The organism is Snodgrassella sp. M0110 (genome assembly GCF_016101465.1).
In the GTDB taxonomy this organism is placed as follows: domain Bacteria; phylum Pseudomonadota; class Gammaproteobacteria; order Burkholderiales; family Neisseriaceae; genus Snodgrassella; species Snodgrassella alvi.
Window position 1 is genome coordinate 92146 of the sequence record NZ_JACFQM010000006.1, and the last position, 25105, is coordinate 117250.

Here is a 25105-nt window from a genome sequence, read left to right on the forward strand (position 1 = left end):
ATAATTATTCAAAATTACCTTTGTATGAAATTATATAAACTTTGTTTTAGGTTATTTTATATTCTGAATTTATCTTTCAGAGTAATAAAAAATTTATTTTATCAATTATATTATTAAAATAAAATTTGCTAATTTCTATATAATAAGTATCTCTCATCACCGCTTACTGTCGGTTTACCACTGCCTAATTCAGATTATTATTTTTTTAACATTCTAAATGTATCAATGAGAACCAGACAAATACAAAATACTTCCTGAAACAATCATCATAATTAAAATTACACATCCAGATTACAAAACACAGCAGCCTGCTACCAGAACTTAATCAGGCTATATTACAATTATTCCATTATTTATATTGATTATCACAGACAGCCATGCAACTTGATCGTACTCTTCAGTATCAGATTCTTACCGAACTTACCAATTGTTTTCCGAATCCCTCATCGCAGGAATTTTTTGACCAGTTAGTAACACAACATAGCCTTGATCATGTACTGGGCAATCTTATCTATCTGGACGGACACGGATTAATCCGGTTAAAAATCGATCAGGGATTTAATTATAAAGAAATTCTCTGGACACTAACCGAACCAACCGTAAAGGCATTTGATTTTCTGGCAGACGATGGCGGTTTAGCAGCTATTCTGCAGACCGGAACAGAAAAACCGAATAATAAATAGGCAAATACCTGACCTGGTCAGTAAATTTAATAAAAATGACACATTAAAGTATATAAAATCATTTGTTTTTATGTATTCTAATGGTAGAAATGTATTTAGTTTGGTAAATTACAGATTCTGAATTATTGTTAACTGATTCATATTGCTTTTTTCTGTAAGATTACGAAAGAAAGTAATATAGCAGGTGATTATCTTGCATAAAAGTACAAACCTTCATATCTTTTCGCTCAAAGAGAAAATCTATCTTTTTTTTTCATCATTTTATTACCACTTATTAGCATTCGCCTAAGCATTTACTATTATCCCTCCTCATCACAAATCCAGAGCATCAATCAGGAAATCTTTCAGCTTTCATTACAACAGCAAGAGTTACTACAGCAGCCTGAAAGTTATGAGAATAACTGCAAACGTCAGCAGATAAAGCAAGAAATTAAAAAGCATAATTTCGCACTTACATATGCCAGACCACTCGCTATCGGCGGCATAGTTAGCGGTATTATGTGTCTTTTTTCCGGAGTAGTTGCTTTATTCCTGATTCAGCATTTGGGTAGAAAAGCAGATAAATCTTTAAAACAATTGCGCATTAATTTTACTCGTGCGTCGCATATGATACAGGCAATTTTGCTGATATTGCCCATCAGTCTTATTCTGTCTTTTTTATTCGTTTTCATAATACTTACTGATGGTACAAGACCGGAGAAGGCAATCATCCCTCTGTTTGTTGTAGCAGGATTATGCTTTTTCTATTTACGCAGATATAACAAACAGGATAATACAGGAACAGCCAGAGTAAGCGGTGTGCTGATCACAACTGAAACCAATCCGGAATTATGGAAATTAATTAGGGAAATTGTACAAAAGCTTGGGTTAAACGCTATGCCAAACCATATTGTACTTTGCATAGGAAATGGCTTCAGGGTAAGTAATAAAGCAGTTCGTCTGTATCCGGACAGAATAGTATTAACAGGAAATACTTTATATCTGGACAGTACTTATATTAATTATTTAACCTTAGCAGAATTATCCAGCATAATTGCGCAGAGATTAAGTCATATTGCCAGTAATGATTTAAATGTATCTGCAAATTTTAATCGTCAGATTGATAAGTTAACTGAAACAGCTAATTTTTTATACCAGAATTATTTATCCTATTCTTTATTCGAAAATTATTTATTCTACCCTCCATATTTGCTAGCCAAATATTTTTATTGTTCGTTCAATAAAGCAATTCATTGGTGGTATCGTTCCACAGAAGCTATGGCGGATTTAAATGTTTTAAAAGTTACCCATAAAGAGCAATTTGCTTTAGCCTTAAGTAAAATGCATCTTTTGCAAACACGAATTAATCAGGCATTGGAAAATTATTACTATAAAACACATATAAACTTTCTGCCTTTAGATTATGTTACACACTATGTAGAACACTCAGAAACACCATCGCTTAGCAAACTTCTAAAAAAATCACCTTCTGTTTATGCCCGGCACCCGACTTTAGCTCAACGACTGTCTTACATTAAATATGGCGAATTAAACCGTTTGAGTGGTTTGCTCATCAACATTAGTCCAACCACGCTTCTGAAAGATTTATTTAGTAAAGAACTAAACATCCTGCAATCAGATTATCAAAATGATATACAGGAAACAGCAGAAACTAAATTAAATTATCTGAAACATATCAGTAGTCAACATCAGGAAACCATTACCTTAAAACAGGGCGGAATAATCAGATCGTTTCTGCGATCCCTGCTGGCTGGTCTGTTTATCTTAATAACATATGCTTGTATTACAACTGATAAAGCATATGATTCAGAGTGGCTGATAGGTGTCATTATCCTCTCAATGATTAGTGCTTTTTGCTTATTCAGATGCTACAAAATGTATAAAAGCATTGGTTCAGCACTACTTACCATGAAGCCACGCGGATTAATTCTTCCCTGCTTTGATAAAGCTATTCCATGGAAGCAAATAGACTCTTTTGAGATAACTGGCCAAATGTACAAAAAGCTAACTCTTTATCTCAATCCAGCATTCAAACCAGGAGAATTCAAACCATGTTACGCAAAAATAAAATATAACAAACGAAATAATCATATCCAGATAACTGCATATGAAATCAGAGGCAAAATAAAGTTACCGGATTGTGAGTCTTTAATATCAGACTACATAACAGTTGCTCATGCCCAAATAGAGCTGCAGTTATTTATGCAAAGCCAAAAATAATCAATAGATTATGATTAAATTCATTATCATTCCTATTATTCTGCTTCTTCAGATAGCCGGCTATATGTTTCTGTTTTATGAAAATAAACATGGACATGCTGATTTTCCTATTGAATGGGTCATATTTAACATTTTGGGAATTTTTAACCTGATTATATTGGTACTGTCTTATTTTCTTTTTTTTAATTCTGAAAATAAAATTTCTTTTTGGTGGATTCCTGTAACAATAGCTGTAATTACTATTATCAAACTGATTATTCAATATACAAGAATGGCTTTGGGTGAATTCTAAATTTATTAGCACAAAACGAGACAGGGAAAAGAGAAAAATTTATCTTTTGCAATAATAGAAAGAGAAGGAGGTAATATAACCGATATAAAATCTTTTATTAATTATTTAACTTTAGCAGCATAATCGCACATAAATTAAATAACATTGCCAGAAATCATTTAAATGCATAAGCAAGTTTTAATCATCAAATTGATAAGTTAACTGAAACAATTGATTTATTTAAAAAATATTTATTTTATCGAATATATCTGCCATCTAAATATTTTTTATCATTCATTTAACTAGACAATTTATCAATGGAATCGTTCCAAAGAGTTTATGGCAGATTTAGATGCTTTAAAAATGATTCCTAAATAGCACTTTACCTTAGACGTATCTTTTGCAGGAGCCAATTATTCAGGCATTGGAAAATTATTATTACAAAACAGATATAAATTATCTGACTTAGATTATGTTACATATTATGTAAGAAAGTCAGAAACACTGTCACTTAGCAAACTACTTAAATAATCACCTTCTGTTTACAACCGATACCCGAATTTAGCTCAACGGCTGTCTAGTATTAAATATTACCAGCCTAAATCATTGAATATTTTACTCATTAGCATTACTGCAACCAGGCTTCCGGAAGATCCGTTTAATAAGGAATTAAGCATTCGGTAATCGAATTACCAAAACGATGTACAGGAATTAGTAGAAATTAATTTAGATTATCAAAAAAGCATCATTAATGATCATCAGGAACTCATTATCCTAAAACAGGGCGGAATTATCAGATTATTTATGCGATCCCTGCTGGCAGATCCGTTTATCTTAATAATATATGCTTGTATTACAACTGATAAAGCACATGATTCAGAGTGGCTGATAAGTGTCATTATCTTCTCAATGATCAGTGCTTTTTGCTTAGTCAGATGTTACAGAATGTATAACCCATTGGTTCAGCACTACTCACCATGAAGCCTCGGGGATTGATTCTTCCCTGTTTTGATAAAGCCATTGTATGGGAGCAAATAAACTCTTTTGAGATAACTGGCAAAATGTACAAAAAGCTAAATCTTTATCTCAATCCAACATTCAAACCGGGAGAATTCAAACCATGTTACGCAAAAATATAATATGACAAAAAAATAATCAGTAGATAAATTACGACTGATAATAATCAATAAAATTTTTACCAATATTTAAGTAATTTCTTTATGAATAAATTTTAAAATTAGCGAATTTTAATATATTAAATATGTTCAATTTCCTGCATTCTTTACTTTATCAGAGTTTTTAATTTGTATATCAGTGTATGTATATGCAACAATCAATTTCTGTTCTGGGAAATAATTTGAATAATAGTACAACCCAAACGACTCAATACAAGCCCAACAAAGAGCCAGTTTAGTTCAATTGTATTTGTATTATATTATTGTTAAAATAAATTAACTTAAAATATCTTTTGATATTTAATCAAAAAAATATTAAAATTTAAATAGTTATAAGGCTACAACCTTAAAAACAAAAGCATATTTATATATATTTATTTAAGAGAGGATCTATTTTAGTTCAACAACTATCTTAATATCAGTACAGGAACAATATAGCTTATGCAGTTAACCTATCAATATCAGTGAAACAGCTTTCTCTAAGCAATTTATTTAATAATGAATTAGCACATCTACATCAAATTGATACACGGAAAGTAATAAAAATGAACCAGCGTGAACCAAACCATCATGTGAGTTATGATCATAATCAAGAAACCATTACCATAATACAAGGCGGATATATTCGATTATTTTTTCGCGCATTAATAGCAATCTTTTTCATTATTATGACATATTTGATAATAAGATTTGGTCATAAAATGGATTATGGAAGTAAAATATCTTCAGTTCTGATAAGTATTTATTTTTCATCTAGATGTTACAAATTGTATAAATGTATAGGTTCTGCACTACTTACCATGACGCCGCAAGGATTAGTTCTACCTTGTTTTGATGAAGTTATTCCCTGGGAACAAATAACCTCATATCAGATAATTAAAAACATGCATATCAAGCTAAAAATTTGTCTTAATCCTGCATTTAAATTAGGGCAACCTAAATTTTGCGGCGCAGAAATAGACTATTATTGTAATAAAAAAGAAAATCGTATAGAGATAACAGCATATGAAATCAAAGGTAAAATACAGTTATCCGACTGTATTCAACTGATATCAAAATATAAAACACTTTCCGAAGCTAAAGCTTGAATACTAAAATCTACACTTAATAAAATAGTTTATACATCAACTAAAGCAGATAACAATCAGAAAAATTTCAGAGGATATCTAAATAAATTTTCTTATGAATAAATATTTAGATATAAAAATTTTCACTACTATTGTAGTTAAATTTCAACTCTCTATCAGTAAACTGCATGCTATACAGCTAATATGCAGTTTACTAGCTACATTTTCTGATTACATGATTTTAAAAAATTTAGTTATGTAATAAATATAAAAACAAAGTGTAAGATGTAATCTTACCAAAACATTTACCATTGATAATTAAATGTAGACTCTACCATTCGCCCGCTACAATAACGGCAGGTAAACTTTCCGCTCAAGAAGCAACATATTTTTTATCAGCCTTAATTCTATTTCAGACATAAATTTGAATAATAAAATAAAAATTTGTTCTCTGAATAATGCCTAATATTCTATCTAGAGAATATTTATTCAATATATTGTTGAAAACAACTGTATACTATAGTTGTCAGTACATCTTATAGCTGGTTCAATATTTTTTCTGCTAGTTGTCTGACTTTCTTTTAACCTTTACCGGTTAATTTATCCGGGGTGCCGCTGGCTGAGATTACACCCGTAGAACCTGATGCGGTTAGTACCGCCGAAGGGAGTATAAAACACGCTTTTTTCGAATAATAAGTCTGTTTTGTTACTCCTTAATATATTATTTATTAAAGGAGCTTTTATGCCATCATTTCAATCACTCACAGAAGCCTGTCAGGATGAATGGAACCGCTATATTCAGCATGATTTTATCCGCCAGCTGGGTAAAGGAATATTGGATAAATCGTGTTTTCAGCATTATTTAAAACAGGATTATCTTTTTCTAATTCAGTTTGCGCGTGCATGGGGACTCGCGGTTTATAAAAGCCATGATGTATTTGAAATACGCAAGGCATTAGCAGGTCTCAAGGCTATTATGGATACTGAGCTGGAATTACATACACAGTATTGTAAGGAGTGGGGCATCAGTGAACAGGAGCTTACTACTCTGCCCGAAGCCAAAGCAAATATTGCATATTCACGCTATATACTTGATGCCGGACAACAGGGTGAATTACTGGATTTACATGTTGCACTGGCACCATGCTTAATCGGATATGGAATTATTGCCTGCTGGCTTAAAGATCAGCCATGGTATCAAACAATTAATAACCCTTATCAAAGCTGGGTAGAAATGTACGCAAATGATGAATTTCAGATTGCTATGCAGGAAGAAATTGACTGGATTAATCAGCGTTTAGCTGATATTGATTCACAGCGCTTTCAGCAGCTGATCAAAATTTTTACTAAAGCGACGCAATTAGAAGCTGATTTCTGGCAAATGGGGCTGGATAAAAGCTACTAAATATTTTATATACATGACTTTCCCGTCAGGATAACTGATGGGAAAGTTTAATAATATTCATACAGAATATTATTTCTATTTAAATAAATTTAAATTTTAAAACAACACTAGAAATTGTATGATTGTTTATTCTCTATAAAAAATTGTTTATTTAAAACTCTGCTTCAACATTTATATTAATCAGATTTCCAATTAATCAAAACGCAGTACATCTGAAATTGAAATTTTCTGCTTTGTAATATTCCGGACAAAATTAATCAATAATGGGGCGGAATTTCATTAGCCGGATTAAATGGTTCGTTACCATTTTCTATCTTGTCTGGCAGGCGCTGGTAAAGCAGACGCAGTTGTGCCTGCTGTAAATCCAGAGTTTGCTGAATTCGTGCTATGGTATCACTCAGGCTCTGGATAGTTTCTGCCTGTAGTGCACTTTCAATTTCCAGCTCTTCGATTCGGTGTTGTAATGCTTCCAGTATTTCAGGCATGTTGTTATCCATTGTTTGATTATTTAATCTTTACCGGCAAAGATAATCTAATTTTGATTATTTGTAATAAAAAAACCTGAGCAATAAACTGCTCAGGTTTTTTAAACCAGTAAGAAATAATTATTTCAGTTTGGTTTCTTTGTACAGTACATGTTTACGCACTACCGGATCGAATTTTTTGATTTCAAATTTACCGGACATGGTACGTTTATTTTTGGTAGTGGTATAAAAGTGACCAGTACCAGCAGAAGATTCCAGTTTAATTTTGTCGCGCATTGCTCTATCCTTAAATCACAATATGATTAAGCTTCACCGCGAGCGCGCAGGTCGGCCAATACTACATCGATACCTACCTTGTCGATTGTACGCAAGGCGGCGTTAGAAACGCGCAGGCGTACCCAACGGTTTTCACTTTCAACCCAGAAACGACGTGATTGCAGATTAGGCAAGAAACGGCGTTTGGTTTTATTGTTGGCGTGTGACACGTTGTTGCCACTCATCGGGCGCTTACCGGTCACTTTACATACACGTGCCATGGTTAACTCCAAACTTCTAATAATTTTGTAAAACGCGATTTATACCATGAAAAGCGGAATCTATTCAAGGGTTAAATCATTTTGTATGACATGAACAGCTGAAAATGTTGCTGTTGAATCAGGCAAACTGTAGTAAGTACAGATCTGATACAGGCTGATTACCGGTTCAGGTTACTGCCTGTACTGCATTTTCAGTAAGCTGCTTATGTCGTCAGACGGATGGCAGAGTAATACTGCCATCCGGATTTCAGACAATTACCGCACCGTGGTTGTGGTAGTAGTTGTCGTGGTAACGCTAGTGTTTTCTGCAGGGGTGACCGTTTGCTGATTCAGGCCGCCACCCAGTGCTTTATAAAGATCGGCACGGTTTTCCAGCAGAGTCTGTTGTGTATTGAGTAATGCCTGCTGTGCTGCATAACTGTCACGTTCTGCGTCCAGCTGTTCCAGTGAGCTGGCTATACCGTGTTTATACCGTAACTGCGTGAGCTTGTAGCGATTAGTTTGTGCCTGTTCACCACGTGATTTAGCCTCATACTGCTTTTTAAGGGAATCACGTGCCACCAGTGCATCGGCCACATCACGGAAAGCAGCCTGTACAGTTTGCTCATACTGGGCTACAGCAATGTTTTTACGCGCTGTTGCCAGATCCAGATTACCTTTGTTTTGCCCCCATGTGAAAATCGGCAGGGTAATCTGTGGCGTAAAGCTCCATGTACGGTTCGGACCATTGAAGAGATGACCAATATCGTTGCTGCCGGAACCAATACTGCCGGTCAGGCTGATGCGCGGGAAAAATGCTGCCCGTGCCGCACCGATGTTGGCATTAGCAGATTTAAGCGCAAACTCAGCTGCACGTACATCCGGCCGCTGATACAGGATGGTCGACGGCAAGCCGGCCGGCAGCTCCACATTCACAAACTGGCGGCTCAGTGGTGCTGCTGCCGGTAAATCGTCCGGCAATGGTTTACCCACCAGCAAAGTTAAGGCATTGTGCGCCTGTTCACGCGCCTGTTTAGCCGCAGCATAATCGGCACGGGCTGTTTCGATTTGTGCTTCTGCTACATCTACCTGTACCTGTGAAATCACACCGGATTTGAATTGCAGATCAGTCAGACGCTTGCTTTCTTCACGCGATTTTAATACACGGCTGGATAAATCCATTTGTGCCTGAGCAATACGCTCAGCAAAGTAGGCTTTGGCCACGCTGGCAATCAGGCTGATCTGGGTAGAGTCGCGCACCTGCTTTTGCTGGAAATACTGATTCAGAGCTGCATCAGACAGGCTTTTAACCCGTCCGAATAAATCCAGCTCAAATGCGGTTACACCTAAACCGACATTATATGATTCTGCAATATAGCTGGTTTGCTGACCCGCAGCATCGCGCATAGCGCTCAAGTCCTGCGCAACACGCGAACGTCCGCCATTACCTGTCGCACCTAATGCAGGCAGGCGGTCTGCACGCTGAATAGCATACTGAGCCCGAACCGCTTCCACGTTTAATGCGGCCACACGCAAATCACGGTTATTAATTAAAGCCAGATTGATAATCTGTTTCAAACGCTCATCAGCGAAGTAGTCCTGCCAGCCGAGATTGGCGGCAGCCACTGAACCGGCATACCGGTCATTGGCTGCTGCACCTGGAAAGGTTTCTGCCAGCTCTACTTTCGGCTGATGATAGCGGGGTGCCATCGAACAGGCAGACACTACTCCGGCAACTAATACAGCCAGCAGAGTAGGTTTCACTATGTGTTTCATGCTTTATCCTCTTTGTCTGTCTGATTGGCAGACTGCACACTGACACTGCCATCACTGTTTACTGTCATCGGCAGATTTTTGTCATTGTCAGGAGTACCGCCATTTTTGTCGTTCTTTTTCCTGCTGAACAGACTGCGTACAGTTGAATAGAATACAGGTACAAAGAACAGAGCCAGACAGGTACCCACTAACATTCCCCACAATACGCTGGTACCAATGGCTCGCTGACTCGCAGAAGAGGCACCACTGGCAAAGTACAGAGGCACTACACCCATAATGAACGCAATGGATGTCATCAGAATCGGACGGAAACGCAGGTGAGCGGCAGCCAGTGCAGCTTCAAGCGGACTTTTACCCTGCTCTTGCAACTCCTTGGCAAACTCCACAATCAGAATGGCGTTTTTAGCACTCAGACCAATTACGGTAATTAACCCCACCTGAAAATAAACGTCGTTCTCCATACCGCGCATCCATGTACCCAGCACGACACCAAGCAGACCCAGCGGTACTACCAGCATTACGGATAATGGAATTGTCCAGCTTTCATACAGTGCGGCCAGACACAGGAATACAGCCAGCAGTGAGAACATATAGAGGATGGTAGACTGGTTACCCGCATCTTTTTCCTCTTTAGACAGACCTGTCCACTCATAACCAAAACCATCCGGCAGCTTGCTGGCAATTTTTTCCATTTCATTCATGGCATCACCAGTACTGTATCCCGGAGCAGCATTACCGGTAATCGCCATAGCGGTATAGCCATTGTAGCGGACAGTTTGTGCCGGGCCGGTAATCCAGCGTGTCTTCATGATGCCGGATAATGGTACTGGCTGTCCCTGTGCATTATTAACGGTAAGCTTGCTCAGGTCTTCAGGTGTCATACGGGAAGCCACATCTGCCTGTACAATTACGCGCTGCATACGTCCTTTATTCGGGAAGTCGTTAACGTAGTTGGAACCCAGAGCAGTACTTAATACAGTTGAAATATCACCGAATGACACGCCTTGTGCATTAGCAGCATCGCGGTCGATATCAATCTGCAATTGCGGTTCATCTTCCATGCCGTCTGGACGTACCTGTGTCAGCACTTTACTTTCACGCGCCATACCCAGCAGCTGATTACGCGCGGCCAGTAACGCCTCATGACCTTTACCGCCACGGTCTTGCAGCCGGAAGCTAAAGCCGGTACTGGTACCCAGTTCAGGAATGGATGGCGGTACCAGAGCAAAGATATAACCATCACGTACTGAACCCATCATAGCACCGGTAATACGGTTAGCCAGTGAATTGGCACTGTGTTCCGCACCGCTACGTTCTGACCAGTCTTTCAATACAAGGAAGCTCAGACCAACGTTCTGCCCCTGACCGGTCATACTGAAGCCCAGTACGGATACCATGTTTTTCACTTCAGGCTGATGAAGAGTGAATTCTTCCATCTTCTTGAAAGTATCCAGGGTACGATGCTGAGTCGCGCCCGGCGGCAACTGAATCAAAGCAATGGAATAACCCTGATCTTCCTCCGGCAGGAATGAAGTCGGCAGACGTACCATTACTAATAACGCACAAGCTGTGATAGCAGCATAGATGATGAACATACGTACGCTGCGATGCAGTACATAAGCCACTTTGGATTCGTATTTTTTGGCACCGCTGGTAAATTTGCGGTTAAACCAGCCATAAAAACCCTTTTTCTCCGCTTCATGTTCGTTAACTGGTTTAAGCAAAGTAGCACACAAGGCCGGTGTCAGCGACAATGCCAGAAAAGCAGAGAAGAAAATGGCTACCGACATCACAATAGAGAACTGACGGTAAATATTACCAGTAGAACCGGAGAAGAACGCCATCGGGATAAATACGGTAATCAGTACCACTGTAATACCGACTACAGCGCCGGAAATCTGCCCCATAGCCTTTTCTGTAGCAGGCTTTGGCGGCAAATGTTCATCGGCCATGATACGTTCTACGTTTTCCACCACCACAATGGCATCATCGACCACAATACCGATTACCAGCACCATGGCAAACATGGTCAGTACGTTAATCGACAGACCGGCAAAGTACATAATGGTAAAAGCACCCAGCAAAGCAATCGGTACCACAATCGTCGGAATCAGGGTATAGCGAATGTTTTGCAGGAATACCAGCATAACAAGGAATACCAGTACAATCGCTTCTACCAGAGTATGTACCACTTTTTCAATGGAAATACTAACGAAAGTGGAGCTGTCATATGGTGCAGACCAGCTCATGCCGGCAGGGAAATATTTTTGCAAATCGGCCAGCTTAGCCTTAACTGCATTGGCTGTAGCCAGTGCGTTACCTTTAGTCGTCAGCTGAATACCTGCACCCACCACGTCTTTACCATTCAAACGGGCACCAGTAGAGTAATCCTGTTTACCCAGCTCTACACGAGCAACATCTTTCAGACGTACCAGTGAACCATCGGTATTGGCTTTAACAATAATGTTTTCAAACTGTTCAACTGTTTTCAGCTGACCGGGCACAATGATAGTCGCTGTAGTCTGAATATTGTCAGGTGAAGGCAAAGCGCCCAGACTACCTGCAGAAATCTGCTGGTTCTGTGCAGCTACTGCGGCATTAACTGCTGCCGGGGTCAGATTAACACTGCGCAGCTTGTCTGAATCCAGCCAGACACGAATGGCGCGTTCAGAACTGAACACCATTACATTACCTACACCGTCAATACGCTGTAATTCCGGCTGAATGTTACGTACCACATAGTCTGCCATATCTGCGGGGGTCAGATTAGGATTATCACTGGTATACATGGTTACCATCAGGAAGTTACTCCGTGATTTGGCAATCTGCACACCAGTCTGTTTTACCATTGCCGGCAAACGCGGTTCTGCCCGAGAAAGCGCATTCTGCACATTCATCTGTGCAATATCATCATCGGTACCCGGGTAGAAGGTCAGGGTTAATGTACCTGTACCGTTGGATAACGATTTTGCTTCCATGTAATCCAGATTGTCCAGACCGTTCATTTCACGTTCAATACGTGACAATACGGTATCTTCAATGGTCTGGGCATCAGCACCCGGATAGGAAATAGTCAGGCTGATGGAAGGAGGAGCTACTGTCGGATACTGGGCAACAGGCAGCTTGGTAATACACACTATACCGGCAATGATGATGAACAGCGCCACCACCCATGCAAAAATCGGTCGGTTAATAAAAAATCGTGACATATTACAGATTCCTTACTGAGCCTGAGAGGCAGATGCCGCAGAAGCTTTAGGTGCAGATGCAGAAGCAGCCTTAGCCTGAGGCGCAGGCGCACCATTAGCAGGTGCAGGTTTCCACGGCTGAGTCTGTACTTTCTTCGCACCGGTTAACTGCACCAGTGCCAGACCATCCATTGCTACTTTATCACCCGCACGCAAACCTCCGCTGATTACCCAGTTTGTGCCCTTTTGCTGTACTACGGTTACATTGCGCACAGCCAGACTGCCATCAGCATTAACCACCGTAACCGTATCACCACTGGCACCACGGGTTACTGCCTGCTGCGGCAAGACGATGGCATTCTGAATTTCAGCCTGCGGAATCTCTACACGTACAAACTGTCCGGGCAGCAACATATCATCATCATTAGGAATTTCGGCACGTACTTTAACTTCACCGGTACCTTCATCTACAGTCATATCTGTAAACAGTAAACGACCTTTTTGCGGATATTCACTACCGTCATCAAGCTTGATGGCCACTTCGACGGCACCATTGATGGTTTTCATCTTGCCGGCAGCAATATCCTGACGGATCTTCATTGCCTGTGCGGCAGTCTGGGTCAGGTCAACATATAAAGTGTGTGTTTGCTGAATCAGCGCTAACTGAGTAACATCATTCTGGCCGACTAAAGCGCCTTCAGTTACCAGGGCCTTACCAATACGGCCGGAAATCGGAGCACGCACATAGGCATAGCCAACATTAATCTGTGCGCTTTTGATTGCGGCCTGTGCACTGTCAATCTGTGCATGCGCCAGACGCTGTTGTGCGATTGCCTGATCAAATTCCTGTTTACTGATTGCGTTAGCTGCAACCAGCGGACGATAACGGACAATATCGGCATCAGCCTTCGCCGCATTAGCCTGTGCAGTTGCCAGACTGGCACGAGCTGATTGCAAAGAAGCTACATAAGGCGCATTGTCGATCTGAAACAGTGGTTGACCTTCTTTAACATAAGTACCTTCCGTAAACAGACGTTTCAGCAAAATACCAGCTACACGGGCACGTACTTGTGACTCGCGAATCGGCTTCAGACGACCAGTCAGCTCGGTATCTACAGTCACCGTTTCCGGATGTACAGTCAGTACACTGACCATTGGTGCCTGTGGTGCTGGTGCATTGTCTTTCTTACCACATGCAGCTAATGCCAGCGCACTTGCCAGTACTATCGCACTGATGCGCCATTTATCTGCTTTTCGATTCGTTCCCATATTCACCTCAATATGTGCATATATACTTTAAAAAATTAAATAACTTTTTACTCTGTTGTGCTAAAAATATGACACAAATAGCGCTGGTGCCAACACTTAGGGCTGCCGAAATCTAAATATCAGGCAGCCAGCAATGCGACAACAGACGATTAAATAAGAATAGCTTTACGCTGCGCATTATACATGCAACAATGTATGTATACCAGATGCAATAATTTAATACTTAAGTTATTTTAATCAAAAAATCTTGTGCTAATCTGAATTAAATACAGATTTGCCTAATTTAATTTACAGATAAACGGAAATTTATTATGCGCAAGACCAAAGAAGAAGCCCTGCAAACCAAAGAGGCTCTCATGGCTGCTGCACTGGATATCTTTTACCGGCGCGGTGTCAGCCGTGCTTCACTGCAAGAAATTGCCAGCGCAGCCGGCGTGACTCGCGGTGCTTTATACTGGCATTTTAAAAATAAGGAAGACTTATTCGATGCGTTATTCCAACAGGTTTTCAGTAAACTGAGCAGTCAATTGCAGCATGACATTGACACCAGTTCTCCTGACGCATTGAATAATCTGATGCAGGCGCTGAAACACATGTTTCAGCGTATGGCTAGTGATAATAATTATCGTAAATTCTGTCATATCCTGCACTTGAATTGTGAGCATACTGCTGACAACCATGCGATTGTGGCTTTGTTGCAAAAATACCAAAATTTATGGTGGCAGAACCTGTGTGCCGTATTTCATATGTGCTGTCAGCAGCATATTTTACCGGCAAATATCAATATCCGGCAGGCTGCTCTGTATTTTCAGGCTCTGTTTATGGGATTAACCAATTTATGGCTGACTGATCCGGATAATATAGATATTACCAGTATTGCCCCTAATTTTATTAACATTGCCCTCGAATCACTGCACCACAATCCAAATCTTCGCCAGTAAATCATCCATCCTGATTAGAATTGATATTTTACATAAATAAATAGCAGGCAATAACCGAGCTCATTGCCTGCCAGATTTCAATAGAAATAACAAATTATTAATCAATCATCATCACGTACACGTAATAACATCACCGGAATATCAGACTGGCGTAAAACACCTTCAGCCACAGATCCCATTAATATATGCATAAAACCACTGAAGCCGTGAGTCCCCATCACCAGCAAATCAACATTATGTTCCGTCGCTTCCTGAATCAGCATATCAGCTACTTTATCACCGGCACTTTCCAGCACTTCAATTTCATACTGCATACCGGATTCTTCAAGCATTTTTTCTGCCTGCTCTAAACCTTTTTTACCTGCGGCATTAACTGCTTTGCGTACTTCTTCAGAGGGCAGTGCACCTACACCACCCCAGCTAAACTGCGCCAGATCCACTACATTGACTACCCGTAGAACCGCATTACATAACTTGGCCAGCATTATTGCTTCCTGCAAGGCTCGCATAGCAGCTGCACTTTCATCTACCGGTACCATAATTTTGTGATACATCGTTATTCTCCCTGCCCGATAAACCATAACTGCGTTTGTTAATAAACTGAAAAACAACAATACAACCTGAGAAATACTGGCAAAGCTTAGCACAAATTTGCCTGATACAAACACCAGCCGGCTACAGAATACCTCAAAAACTGCTACTATCTAGCCTGAATTCAGTAAGGAAAACCCATGAGCCGTATTCATATCGAACCACCCGAACACTGGCTGTTTCATACCACAATCAAGGTATATATCGGTGACATTAATTATGGCAATCATCTGGCCAATGATGCCGTATTACGCCTGTGCCATGAAGCACGGCTGCGCCTGCTGGCCTCGTTCGGCTTTAGTGAAATGGATATTGGTGGTACCGGTTTGATTATGCTTGATGCTGCTCTGCAATTTCAGGGACAAAGCTTCTATGGTGATGAATTAAACTTTGATTTGGGTATATCTGAACTAAGCAACACCGGTTTCAGTATTTTGTACCGTATAACCCGTGTCAACGATGGTGCTGCTATTGCCATGGTAAAAACCGGTATGGCTTTTTTTAATTATGAACGCCAGCGTATCAGTCGTACACCTGAGGCTTTTCGTCATCTCATTGCACAGAGTAATTAAATGCAGACTACTTCATCCCCCAACTGGATACTCTGGAATGAATTTTTTCAGCACTTACAGCAGCGTGGTCTGTCTGCTTTAACCTGCACTGCCTACACTCGTGACCTGATTCAGCTCATCCGGCTTCTGCCCGATAATCTTACTGCTGAAAGCATTACACGGTTGCATCTGGTCGGTGCATTGAAAAAACTTAGCGGGATGGGTGATAAGCCTGCCTCACTGGCTCGTAAGCTTAGTACGTGGCGAGCCTATTTTAATTTCCTGCAACGTCAGGGAAAAATTGAAACTAACCCAACTAACAACATTAAAGCTCCTAAAGCGGGGGCACGTCTGCCAAAAGCCGTTCCAGCAGAAAAACTAAATCACACTTTTGACCAGCCCACAGCCGAAGATACACTATCACTGCGCGATCAGGCTATTTTCGAATTGCTGTATGGCAGTGGTTTACGCCTGAGCGAACTTGTGCAGCTGGACTTGCATCACCTAATGCTGAATGAAAACTGGGTTCATGTTAGTGGCAAGGGGAACAAACAGCGTCAGGTTCCTTTGGGTCAGAAAAGTATTGATGCTTTACAGCGTTACCTACCCCGCCGTTATGCCATTGCGGGAGAAAATGCCGTTTTTACCAGTCAGCGCGGCACACGTCTGAGTGCGCGTCAAATTCAAAACCGTTTAAATGTCTGGTCAATTACTCATGGCAGCGACCGCCATTTGTCACCGCATATGCTGCGGCATAGTTTTGCCAGCCATGTTTTACAAAATGCTCATGATATCCGCGCCGTACAGGAACTGCTTGGGCATAAATCCATCAGCACTACCCAGCAATACACTAAGCTGGATTTCAATCATCTGGCACAAATTTATGACAGTACTCATCCGCGTGCCAAACGTCGTAACAAATAGCCGTTTTAACTCTGAATCTGTTTATGCTTAATCAAACACAATCCATGATTGCCAGTATCGTTTTGCTTAATCTTCTGGGACAGCTATCTCCGGGGCCAGATATGCTGCTTATCAGCAAAACCGCACTGAATTACTCACGCTGGGCTGCATTTTGCGTAGCACTTGGCATTACTACAGGCGTGGCTTTCTGGTTATTACTGACTATTGAAGGTTATAGCGCCCTATTGCAGCAGCTGCCCTGGTTACAGAATATCCTGATGCTGGCTGGTGGTTCATACTTAATCTATTGCGGCTACCAGATGCTGCGTACAGTTATACCCAAAAATAATTCCATTACTGCGCCAATACAGGAAAAATATTTTTTCTGGAAAGGTCTGATTACCAATTTGTCCAATCCGAAAATCATTTTTTATCTGGGCAGCGTTATGTCCATGGCTATGGCTAATGTACATAAACCCACATTAAAATATGAGATTATGCTTATTTTACTGGTACAGGTTTTACTGACCTTATGCTTAATGATATGGCTGTTTTCCTTACCCATAATTAAACGCAATTATTTGCACTGGAGTCTGGCTATCGACCGCATTGGCGGCTGTGCATTCATCTGCTTTGGCTGCTGGTTATATATTCAGATTATCACCAGTCTGCTTTATCATTAACTGATAAATAAAAAGGACAGATAAATCATCTGTCCTAATTTTTTACTACCATAATTTATTTTACCCAGCGCACAATAATTCTACTGGCTAAATCCATCATGATAAAATGTCGCCAGCAGTACCATAGTTACCCGATGTGTAATCACCAATTTCCGCACAAATTCATTTTCTGGCGCAGTGCTGACATCTCCGTAATTGAGTACCCTAAAATATATTCCCTGAGGCACATAAACCTCAAAACGTGAATAACGCAAACCAGCCAGCATAAAATTGCATTTTTGCTGAAAAAAGCAGCCTAACTTTTCATAATGTGAAGCATCTGCCAGATAAACAGCAATAGCATATAGTACAGGCGTATGGATACCAAATACATCAAACTGATGAACCTTGCGAAACGCTGTCATCAATACAGCAGCTGTTACACAATAGCCTATTTTCCAGCCAGTTGCATGTAACAACTTAGCAAACAACCGATAACCAAAGTTCGTTTACGTAATAACGGGTGATTTAACAATATCTGCGGGCGGGGTAATACACAAAGGCATTATTACCAGTGCCCATCTCTGCCAACGCATTCTTATATAATCATTTATCCTGCTCAATTGAACGTAATTGATCGGCTCCTTCAAGCATTTTTCCATATGATAATTTATCTTCAATAAGAATTTATTTGAATTGTTAGCCACATAAGTAAAAATGAGACTGTATTTATTTTTTTATTCTAAATAAAGAGACATATGAATAAACAAACATAATAGAGAGTACACTAAAAGTAATACCCCATAATTTTTGATAGGTAGAAATATTCTCTAAAGGCGAAATCTTTGCTTCTAATAACATTAAAGAACATGCTGACCCAATAATAATTCCTCCATTTTGAAAAAGCCTTAATAAGCCTCCAATCGTTGATTGTTTATCTTTTTTTTGATCCATCGCTATCTGAATTAATGAACCTTGAAACAGTCCGCCACCTAAACCGTAGCACAAAGCAGCTATAACATAATTAAAAATTGAAATATTAAAACTCACAAAAAAAAGCAAGGCAAAAGCAAATAGCATAAGCGGTAAAGCATAAATTAGTATAATTTTATTACAACTTGAATTTATTACTTTTCTGCCAAACACACTTAAAATAACGCCAATGGGTGCGGCAGTACAGATTAATCCTATATAATCGATTGGATAATCAGCTTCTCTAATAAACATGAGAGGTGACGCTGAAAAAATGATGCCCGCTGTTAACCCAAATACCAAACTGCCAATTGAAATGTATCTAATTGACGAGATTAATAATAATTTGACAGGAAAAAAAGGATTGGAGCATTTTGACTCTATCCTCAAAAAAATAAAAAAAATGATTAAAGTAGAAATACCAATAAAATTTTTTTCAATCAATAACAGATTTAAATTATCAGAATAAATAAGAGAAACACAAGCCACTAACATCATAAAAAAAAGTATCATTCCTTTTAAATCAAAAGTCTCTCTTTTTAGTGTGTTTACTGCTTTAGTTATTTTTAAACTAAAAAAACATCCCACAATACACAATGGAACATTAATTAGAAACAAAAATTGCCATCCCCATAATTTTAAAATAACACCGCCGAAAGAAGGCCCTAAAATTGGTCCTAAACTTATCGCCAACATTATGAAAGAATTTAACCTTATTTTCTGTTTACTTGATTGTAAACCAGCCAGCCCCAAGCAATTTGCCTGCAATAGCGCGGCACCAATTCCTTGTCCGCATCTTGCTATAATAAGCTGATTGGCAGACTCAGAAAAACCAGCTATCAATGAGGTTAGACCAAAAAGCACGAAACCTGCTATTAACGCTATTTTTTGCCCCCAAAAGTCACCAAGCCAACCGCCAGGAACAAGAAAAATAATTAAAAATAATAAATATAAAGTAACAGATAATCCAATATATTCCAAAGAAACGCCAAAGTCGATGGAAAATGTATTCAGTGCTAAGTTTATAATACCGGTATCCAGTGTTGATAAGAATAATCCTAAACAACATGTAATATAAATAGAATATATTGGTTTAGAACTATCTACTACTTTAGTCATTTATAGTCCCCGTCTTAATTTGATTACACCATTAGCTAATTGCCTACAGAAGAAAGTAATTTCACCCTCAACCAACCATCAAAAGTTGCAATAATAAAATATCCATTTTTCATATTTACTCAAATATTTTCTCTCTTGTTTTTATTGGTGAAAATATCTGATTAATTTATTTACTTTTCAGGAATAATGTTTAAAAAGAAATTTAAACAAATTAGCTAAAAAGCGTATATTAATTCGCTGTGCTTAATTAATTTCAAATTGAATAATAAAAAATCATAGATTTTTCATGGAGATTCTAAAGAGTGAATAAATTACATTGTAAGGATTTAATACGATTTTCAGACGCAATGTCTGATTTCAGTAGAGTTATAATTATCACTGAATTAATGAATGGCAGAGCTCTTTCAGCCTCATGGTTAGCAAATCGACTGAATCTGTCGCCACAGGCTACGCGTTTTCATTTAAAAAAACTAGAAGATATTGATCTTATCCATCATAGGGCGTGTGGTAAACACCATTACTATGAAATAAAAAATCAAGATACCGCAATGTTTATTGAATCAACTTTTAATATTATTCCCCCGAAAGAGTGTTTATTTTTATCCAATACTAACACTAAAGAAAAATTTAAAGAGGCAAGAACATGTTATAAACATCTAGCCGGTTCATGGTCTGTTGCACTTACGCAGTCATTTATTAATAATGAATTTATTGTTATACAAGATAATTTTTTTATAGTTCCTGAACATGGTAAAAATTTTTTTAAAGGACATAAGCTATTACTCAACGCTTCTAATACAGCTAGTGTTGGAAAGCGCTGTATAGATTTTACTGAGCATAGGGATCATATTGGTGGTCCATTAGGGACTTTATTGCTTCAATCAATGCTACAACAAGAATGGTTTAAACAAAATGATAATAATCGTGAATTGACAATTACGCCAAAAGGTAGAAAAAACTTAAATGTATTATTAATTGATAAATAGAGATTTACAATAAAAATTAACTTTTTGATGATAAAATAATTATATATGTTTAGCATGATGTCAATTCTGGATTAACTGATTCTAAGCAATTTTTAGCTCAAATAAGAGCTTAAGCAGATCATGCTTTAATTGAAAATGATTGCTATCATATCCAGATAAATCAACAATTAGAAGGGGGGCTTTAATTATTATGAAAAAAACATTATTTATATTTTTCTGCTTAATATTTTTTTCTTTCCACATGGCTTTAGCAGGACAAAATAATTTAATACTATTCGAGAAAAAAACAAAAATTATTTTTGACAAAGATATAGTTATATTAGTCACTCCCAGTGAAAATACAATTAATAAGTTAAAAACTACTATGGGTGATGATTTCTATATTATGGCCGATGACGCTAATTATTACTCCTTCTTAGTTTTTAATTACCTTAAATCTATTAATAAACCATATTTAATAAAGAACGATGAAGCTATTTTTTATTTTCAAAAAAATGGCGTACTACACAAAATACAAAATAATAATTCCCATCTCCATTGGTGGGCATTGTTATATAAGCATAACGAAGGAAAATACAAAATTGTAGCTTTAATTGATTTTGAAGATGAATATAAAAAATTCATATCAGATGGAGATACTTATTCAAAAGATGAATGGATTTTTAATAGTAAAATTAGCGATATACAAAAATACTTTTTGAGGTTCTGCATCAGACTAATTTTACTAATCTAAAGAGTTCTACATATACTACGTTTACCATTTAACAGTAAGTACTGTCGCAAACTTGATTTATATATTTTATTTGATAGCAAATTAATAGATGTTTTTTATATAACACCATCACAAATTGCAGTTCCTATTGATGGTAATTTAAAATTTAGATTCAACATGATTTAAACCAGAAATAGAATACCATATAAAAAAATATTTAATATATTAATATATATATCAGATTCTAACAACAAAAATACTACCCAACTTTACCAAATAAGACTAAACTAAAAAATAATAAACCCATATGAACCGCATCATGAGAAAAAATATTTTAGCTTTATGTCTTAGCCTTGGTCTGGCTACCTCAGCCATGGCAGAACAAACCCACTGGGGTTATCAAGGTGATAACGCACCGGAAAACTGGGGTAACCTGCCTGATGCACAAACTTGTGCATCAGGCAAAACTCAATCTCCTATTGATATTTTTGACAGCAAAAACAATAAGCAATTACCGGCACTGAAATTTAATTATCAACATGCCGATATTAAGCAAATTATTGATAATGGTCATTCACTCCAGTTTAACTTTGATGCAAACAGCACATTTAGCTACGAAAACAAAACATACAAACTGGTTCAGTTTCATGCTCATGAACCGGCTGAGCACACGATTAATGGTGTCCGCTATCCGCTGGAATTACATTTTGTTCATCAGGCTGCTGATCACAGTAATCTTGTCATTGCCGTATTTGTACAGGAAGGCAAAGAAAATTCCTACTTTGAAAAATTATCCGTATTTAAACAACTTGCCAAAAATAGCAGTGAAAATACCGATATATTATTCAACCCTGAACACATTTATCCGAAAAATCACAGCTACTATCGCTATACCGGTTCACTGACCACTCCGCCATGCAGTGAACCGGTAACGTGGATATTATTCCGCCAGCCGATTACCTTATCCAAGGATGAAATCGAAGAAATTTCTCATTATCTGCCGAAAAATAACAACCGGCCGGTTCAGCCCCTCAATAACCGCATTATTGAAAACAACTAAGCCAGAATTGCTCAACAAAAGGTCAGAAGAGCATCAGCCGTCTGACCTTTTATTAAATCTAACAGCCTAAATGTTTTTAATCCTGCATTTATAAAACAAAATTACATCAGCTAAATTTAAGCAATACTGGAAAAACTATTATCCATGTATGCTTAATGTTATTCTCAGTTTTATAAGCTTCAATCTCTTCATCCGTTTTTTCTCAGTTCACCTCTGCTAATCAGCTCATTTTCAATTTATTTCAGCATTACCAGTTATTCTAATTACAACATTTTTATATTTTTACAACTGAATTATCCACGGATTAAGTTCGAATACTTCATAAATTCATATCTAAGTGAAAAATAATATGAATTATAATTATATCTAGATAAACTCATATCCTATATTTTGCTATTAGCCTAATTTTAGGCTCCACTATCCAAATACAAATAAGCATCTGAGAAGTAAAAAATGATATGCTACTCATATTCAAAACAATATCCAAAAATTTATCTTTTCAACCAGTCTATACTAAGGAAAAATAATGCACATCTCTATTATTCTATATCCTGATTTCGAAACCCTTGATGTTTTTGGACCCGTAGAAATATTTGGAAAAGTTCCAGACTGGAAAATGCAGTTTTATTCCCGTGATGGTGGCCTAATAAGCAATCGAGATGGTGTACAGATTGCTACCGAAAGTTTTAACACGATGCCGCAGTCCGAAATCGATACGCTTTTCATTCCTGGTGGAACAGGAGCCAGAACACTTATCCTTGAAGCTGACTATATCAACCAGCTAAAGCAACTAGCACAAAAAAGCCGGTATGTATTAACAGTATGTACGGGTAGTGCCCTGCTGGCTAAATCGGGATTACTTGATGGAAAACGAGCAACATCCAATAAACTCTCTTTCGAATGGGTAAAAACTTCATCGTTACGAACCCAATGGATAGAAAAAGCCAGATGGGTTACAGATGGGAAATATTACACATCTTCAGGTATTAGTGCAGGTATGGATATGGCCTTAGCCTTTGTGCAAGACAGGGCAGGAGAAACCGTTGCCCGACAAATCGCAACTAGAATCGAATATCGCTGGCAGCAAGACAGCCAGCAAGATGAATTCTGTCTGAAATAAATTTTATTGTTATAAAAATTAACCCGGAAAAAATTATGCTGTTAGATGAGCAACAAAAAATAGGACTGTTTTTTGTAGTATTGTATTCTGTCTTTTTTATCATATTTATGGAAATACACTTAATGTCCGGTGTTATTTCCGGATTACTCACCTATACCCTCACACAGAAACTTGAAGATTTTCTGGCAAAAAAAATGCATCGCTGGGGCAATAAAGCCAAACTATTTTCCGTATTATTACTTTCATTGCTCATCATGGCAATACTCATTAGCGGCTTTGGTTACCTGATTAGCTGGGTAATCAGCGTAGCCAAAGATCCGCAACAAACCCTTACACATATTCAAAGCTTATTTAACAGCATTGCCAGCTCACTGCCCAAAGAACTAAATAAATATATTCCTGATAATCTGATTGAATTGCGAACCAATGCACTAAACTTTATCAAAGAACATGTTCTATATCTTCAGTCAGTAATTAAACAATTATTTCATTCATTGTTAATCATCATCATTGGTATGATTATCGGTTTGATTGCCGGCTATCAGCAAAACAAACGCAATATCATTGAAACCCATTCTTCATCGACAATTTATATGCAGGCGCTCAAAGAGGGGTTAAATCGTCTGGTACTGGTATTTCAATATGTTGCCTTCTCACAGGTAATGATATCCTTTTTTAATACTATCTTGACCGCTATTTTCCTGCTTATCATATTACCTTTATTCGGTATTCATCTGCCTTTCAGCAAAAGCCTAATACTGGCTACTTTCGTTCTTGGACTGATCCCCATTATTGGCAACCTGATAGTTAATACTGTTATGTGTCTGGTTGCATTTACTATTTCCTTCTGGATGGCAGTAATTGTTCTGTTGTATCTAATTATCATTCATAAAATCGAATATATACTCAATGCCAAAATAATTGGTAATAAAATCCACGCCGGCATTTGCGAACTGCTGATTGCAATGGTATTGTCTGAAAGCTTATTTGGCGTAATCGGATTGATTTTTGCCCCTATCTTTTATGCTTTCCTGAAATTGTCTTTAAAACAACTCAAAATCATTTAATCTGATTTCGTATATCAATAAAAAGGCCATGAACAATGGCCTTTTATCATTTAATTCTTATACCACTCCACATCCGGTAACAAAATTGTCAGTATTCCAAATAATGGCAGAAAAGAACAGAATTTAAAAATGAATTGTAAGCTGGTTTTATCGGCCACATATCCTAAAACTGCCGCTGTAATTCCGCTCATTCCAAACATAAAACCAAAAAACAGACTGGCAATTATGCCAACTCGCCAGAGAATCAACTCCTGAGATAAACCACTATCGCCCAAAAACGAACAGTGTCTGCGAATTCCGCAGTCAGAGCACATCCGCTCACTAAACCTCTCCAACGCCGCCGCCATCGTCCTCTACGAAGCACTGC

The 25105-nt window shown here is 38.2% G+C and carries 24 protein-coding genes and 1 riboswitch; of the genes, 14 read left to right on the forward strand and 10 right to left on the reverse strand.

Annotation, left to right across the window (positions count from 1 at the left end):
* Positions 1-377 precede the first annotated feature (377 nt).
* From H3T84_RS09100 to tenA, 4 genes are all read left to right on the forward strand, one after another.
* Entirely contained in the window at positions 378-683 is a 306-nt protein-coding gene (locus H3T84_RS09100) for a hypothetical protein (RefSeq protein WP_084585794.1), read from the forward strand.
* Positions 684-1481: 798 nt separating this feature from the next.
* Complete coding sequence (locus tag H3T84_RS09105) at positions 1482-2903, forward strand: M48 family metalloprotease (RefSeq protein WP_198218911.1); 1422 nt, start codon at positions 1482-1484, stop codon at positions 2901-2903.
* Between the two features lie 1991 nt (positions 2904-4894).
* A complete protein-coding gene (locus tag H3T84_RS09110) occupies positions 4895-5437 on the forward strand; it encodes a hypothetical protein (RefSeq protein ID WP_198218912.1) in 543 nt (180 codons plus the stop codon).
* Positions 5438-6011: 574 nt separating this feature from the next.
* A riboswitch (TPP riboswitch) is annotated at positions 6012-6101 on the forward strand.
* 57 nt (positions 6102-6158) lie between these two features.
* Positions 6159-6821, forward strand: a complete 663-nt coding sequence (gene tenA, locus H3T84_RS09115; protein WP_198218913.1) for a thiaminase II — start codon at positions 6159-6161, stop codon at positions 6819-6821.
* Positions 6822-7078: 257 nt separating this feature from the next.
* On the opposite strand, the gene H3T84_RS09120 is transcribed toward tenA, so the two are convergent.
* The 6 genes from H3T84_RS09120 to H3T84_RS09145 form a co-directional block, all read right to left on the reverse strand.
* A complete protein-coding gene (locus H3T84_RS09120; RefSeq protein ID WP_037393173.1) occupies positions 7079-7306 on the reverse strand; it encodes a SlyX family protein in 228 nt (75 codons plus the stop codon).
* A 120-nt stretch (positions 7307-7426) separates the two neighbouring features.
* Positions 7427-7582, reverse strand: coding sequence for a 50S ribosomal protein L33 (gene rpmG / locus H3T84_RS09125; RefSeq protein ID WP_025329834.1), 156 nt, complete (start codon positions 7580-7582; stop codon positions 7427-7429).
* 26 nt (positions 7583-7608) lie between these two features.
* The gene (gene rpmB, locus H3T84_RS09130) at positions 7609-7842 is read right to left on the reverse strand and encodes a 50S ribosomal protein L28 (protein ID WP_002216391.1); all 234 of its coding nucleotides are present in this window, start codon (positions 7840-7842) and stop codon (positions 7609-7611) included.
* 255 nt (positions 7843-8097) lie between these two features.
* The gene (locus H3T84_RS09135; protein ID WP_084565139.1) at positions 8098-9597 is read right to left on the reverse strand and encodes an efflux transporter outer membrane subunit; all 1500 of its coding nucleotides are present in this window, start codon (positions 9595-9597) and stop codon (positions 8098-8100) included.
* A complete protein-coding gene (locus tag H3T84_RS09140) occupies positions 9594-12806 on the reverse strand; it encodes an efflux RND transporter permease subunit (protein WP_198218914.1) in 3213 nt (1070 codons plus the stop codon). The genes H3T84_RS09135 and H3T84_RS09140 overlap by 4 nt, the downstream gene beginning before the upstream one ends.
* Before the next feature lie 12 nt (positions 12807-12818).
* Complete coding sequence (locus tag H3T84_RS09145) at positions 12819-14054, reverse strand: efflux RND transporter periplasmic adaptor subunit (protein WP_037393128.1); 1236 nt, start codon at positions 14052-14054, stop codon at positions 12819-12821.
* A 311-nt stretch (positions 14055-14365) separates the two neighbouring features.
* Here H3T84_RS09145 and H3T84_RS09150 point away from each other — a divergent pair, with 311 nt between their 5' ends.
* A complete protein-coding gene (locus H3T84_RS09150) occupies positions 14366-14995 on the forward strand; it encodes a TetR family transcriptional regulator (RefSeq protein ID WP_198218915.1) in 630 nt (209 codons plus the stop codon).
* A 101-nt stretch (positions 14996-15096) separates the two neighbouring features.
* Here the strand turns inward: H3T84_RS09150 and H3T84_RS09155 are convergent, their stop codons facing one another.
* Positions 15097-15549 (reverse strand): universal stress protein, encoded by a 453-nt coding sequence (locus H3T84_RS09155; RefSeq protein WP_198218916.1) that lies wholly within the window; start codon positions 15547-15549, stop codon positions 15097-15099.
* Positions 15550-15726: 177 nt separating this feature from the next.
* Here H3T84_RS09155 and H3T84_RS09160 point away from each other — a divergent pair, with 177 nt between their 5' ends.
* From H3T84_RS09160 to H3T84_RS09170, 3 genes are read left to right on the forward strand one after another with little or no spacing between them, the layout of a single operon-like run.
* Positions 15727-16158: a thioesterase family protein gene (locus tag H3T84_RS09160; RefSeq protein ID WP_078475053.1), complete on the forward strand. Its 432-nt coding sequence runs from the start codon at positions 15727-15729 to the stop codon at positions 16156-16158.
* A complete protein-coding gene (locus tag H3T84_RS09165; protein ID WP_100125988.1) occupies positions 16159-17061 on the forward strand; it encodes a tyrosine-type recombinase/integrase in 903 nt (300 codons plus the stop codon).
* Positions 17062-17084: 23 nt separating this feature from the next.
* A complete protein-coding gene (locus H3T84_RS09170) occupies positions 17085-17723 on the forward strand; it encodes a LysE family transporter (protein WP_110413791.1) in 639 nt (212 codons plus the stop codon).
* 80 nt (positions 17724-17803) lie between these two features.
* Here H3T84_RS09170 and H3T84_RS09175 read toward each other — a convergent pair whose 3' ends face one another.
* Positions 17804-18193, reverse strand: coding sequence for an aminotransferase class I/II-fold pyridoxal phosphate-dependent enzyme (locus tag H3T84_RS09175; RefSeq protein ID WP_198218917.1), 390 nt, complete (start codon positions 18191-18193; stop codon positions 17804-17806).
* 238 nt (positions 18194-18431) lie between these two features.
* Positions 18432-19793 carry an MFS transporter gene (locus H3T84_RS09180; RefSeq protein ID WP_198218918.1) on the reverse strand — a complete coding sequence of 454 codons (1362 nt, stop codon included), beginning with the start codon at positions 19791-19793 and terminating at the stop codon, positions 18432-18434.
* Between the two features lie 302 nt (positions 19794-20095).
* On the opposite strand from H3T84_RS09180, the gene H3T84_RS09185 reads away from it, so the two are divergent.
* From H3T84_RS09185 to H3T84_RS09205, 5 genes are all read left to right on the forward strand, one after another.
* Positions 20096-20779, forward strand: coding sequence for a winged helix-turn-helix domain-containing protein (locus H3T84_RS09185; protein ID WP_198218919.1), 684 nt, complete (start codon positions 20096-20098; stop codon positions 20777-20779).
* A gap of 190 nt (positions 20780-20969) precedes the next feature.
* On the forward strand, positions 20970-21512 hold the full coding sequence (locus H3T84_RS09190) for a hypothetical protein (protein WP_198218920.1): 543 nt from the start codon (positions 20970-20972) through the stop codon (positions 21510-21512).
* A 298-nt stretch (positions 21513-21810) separates the two neighbouring features.
* The gene (locus H3T84_RS09195) at positions 21811-22551 is read left to right on the forward strand and encodes a carbonic anhydrase (protein ID WP_037393121.1); all 741 of its coding nucleotides are present in this window, start codon (positions 21811-21813) and stop codon (positions 22549-22551) included.
* Positions 22552-23077: 526 nt separating this feature from the next.
* Complete coding sequence (locus H3T84_RS09200; protein WP_198218921.1) at positions 23078-23671, forward strand: DJ-1/PfpI family protein; 594 nt, start codon at positions 23078-23080, stop codon at positions 23669-23671.
* A gap of 35 nt (positions 23672-23706) precedes the next feature.
* A complete protein-coding gene (locus H3T84_RS09205; RefSeq protein ID WP_100115639.1) occupies positions 23707-24738 on the forward strand; it encodes an AI-2E family transporter in 1032 nt (343 codons plus the stop codon).
* A gap of 50 nt (positions 24739-24788) precedes the next feature.
* Here the strand turns inward: H3T84_RS09205 and H3T84_RS12515 are convergent, their stop codons facing one another.
* Positions 24789-25073, reverse strand: coding sequence for a hypothetical protein (locus tag H3T84_RS12515; RefSeq protein WP_304944963.1), 285 nt, complete (start codon positions 25071-25073; stop codon positions 24789-24791).
* Here H3T84_RS12515 and H3T84_RS09210 point away from each other — a divergent pair.
* Positions 25051-25105: hypothetical protein (locus H3T84_RS09210; RefSeq protein WP_370524104.1), on the forward strand; the 55-nt coding region annotated here is incomplete at its 3' end. The two genes, H3T84_RS12515 and H3T84_RS09210, sit on opposite strands and share 23 nt — an antisense overlap.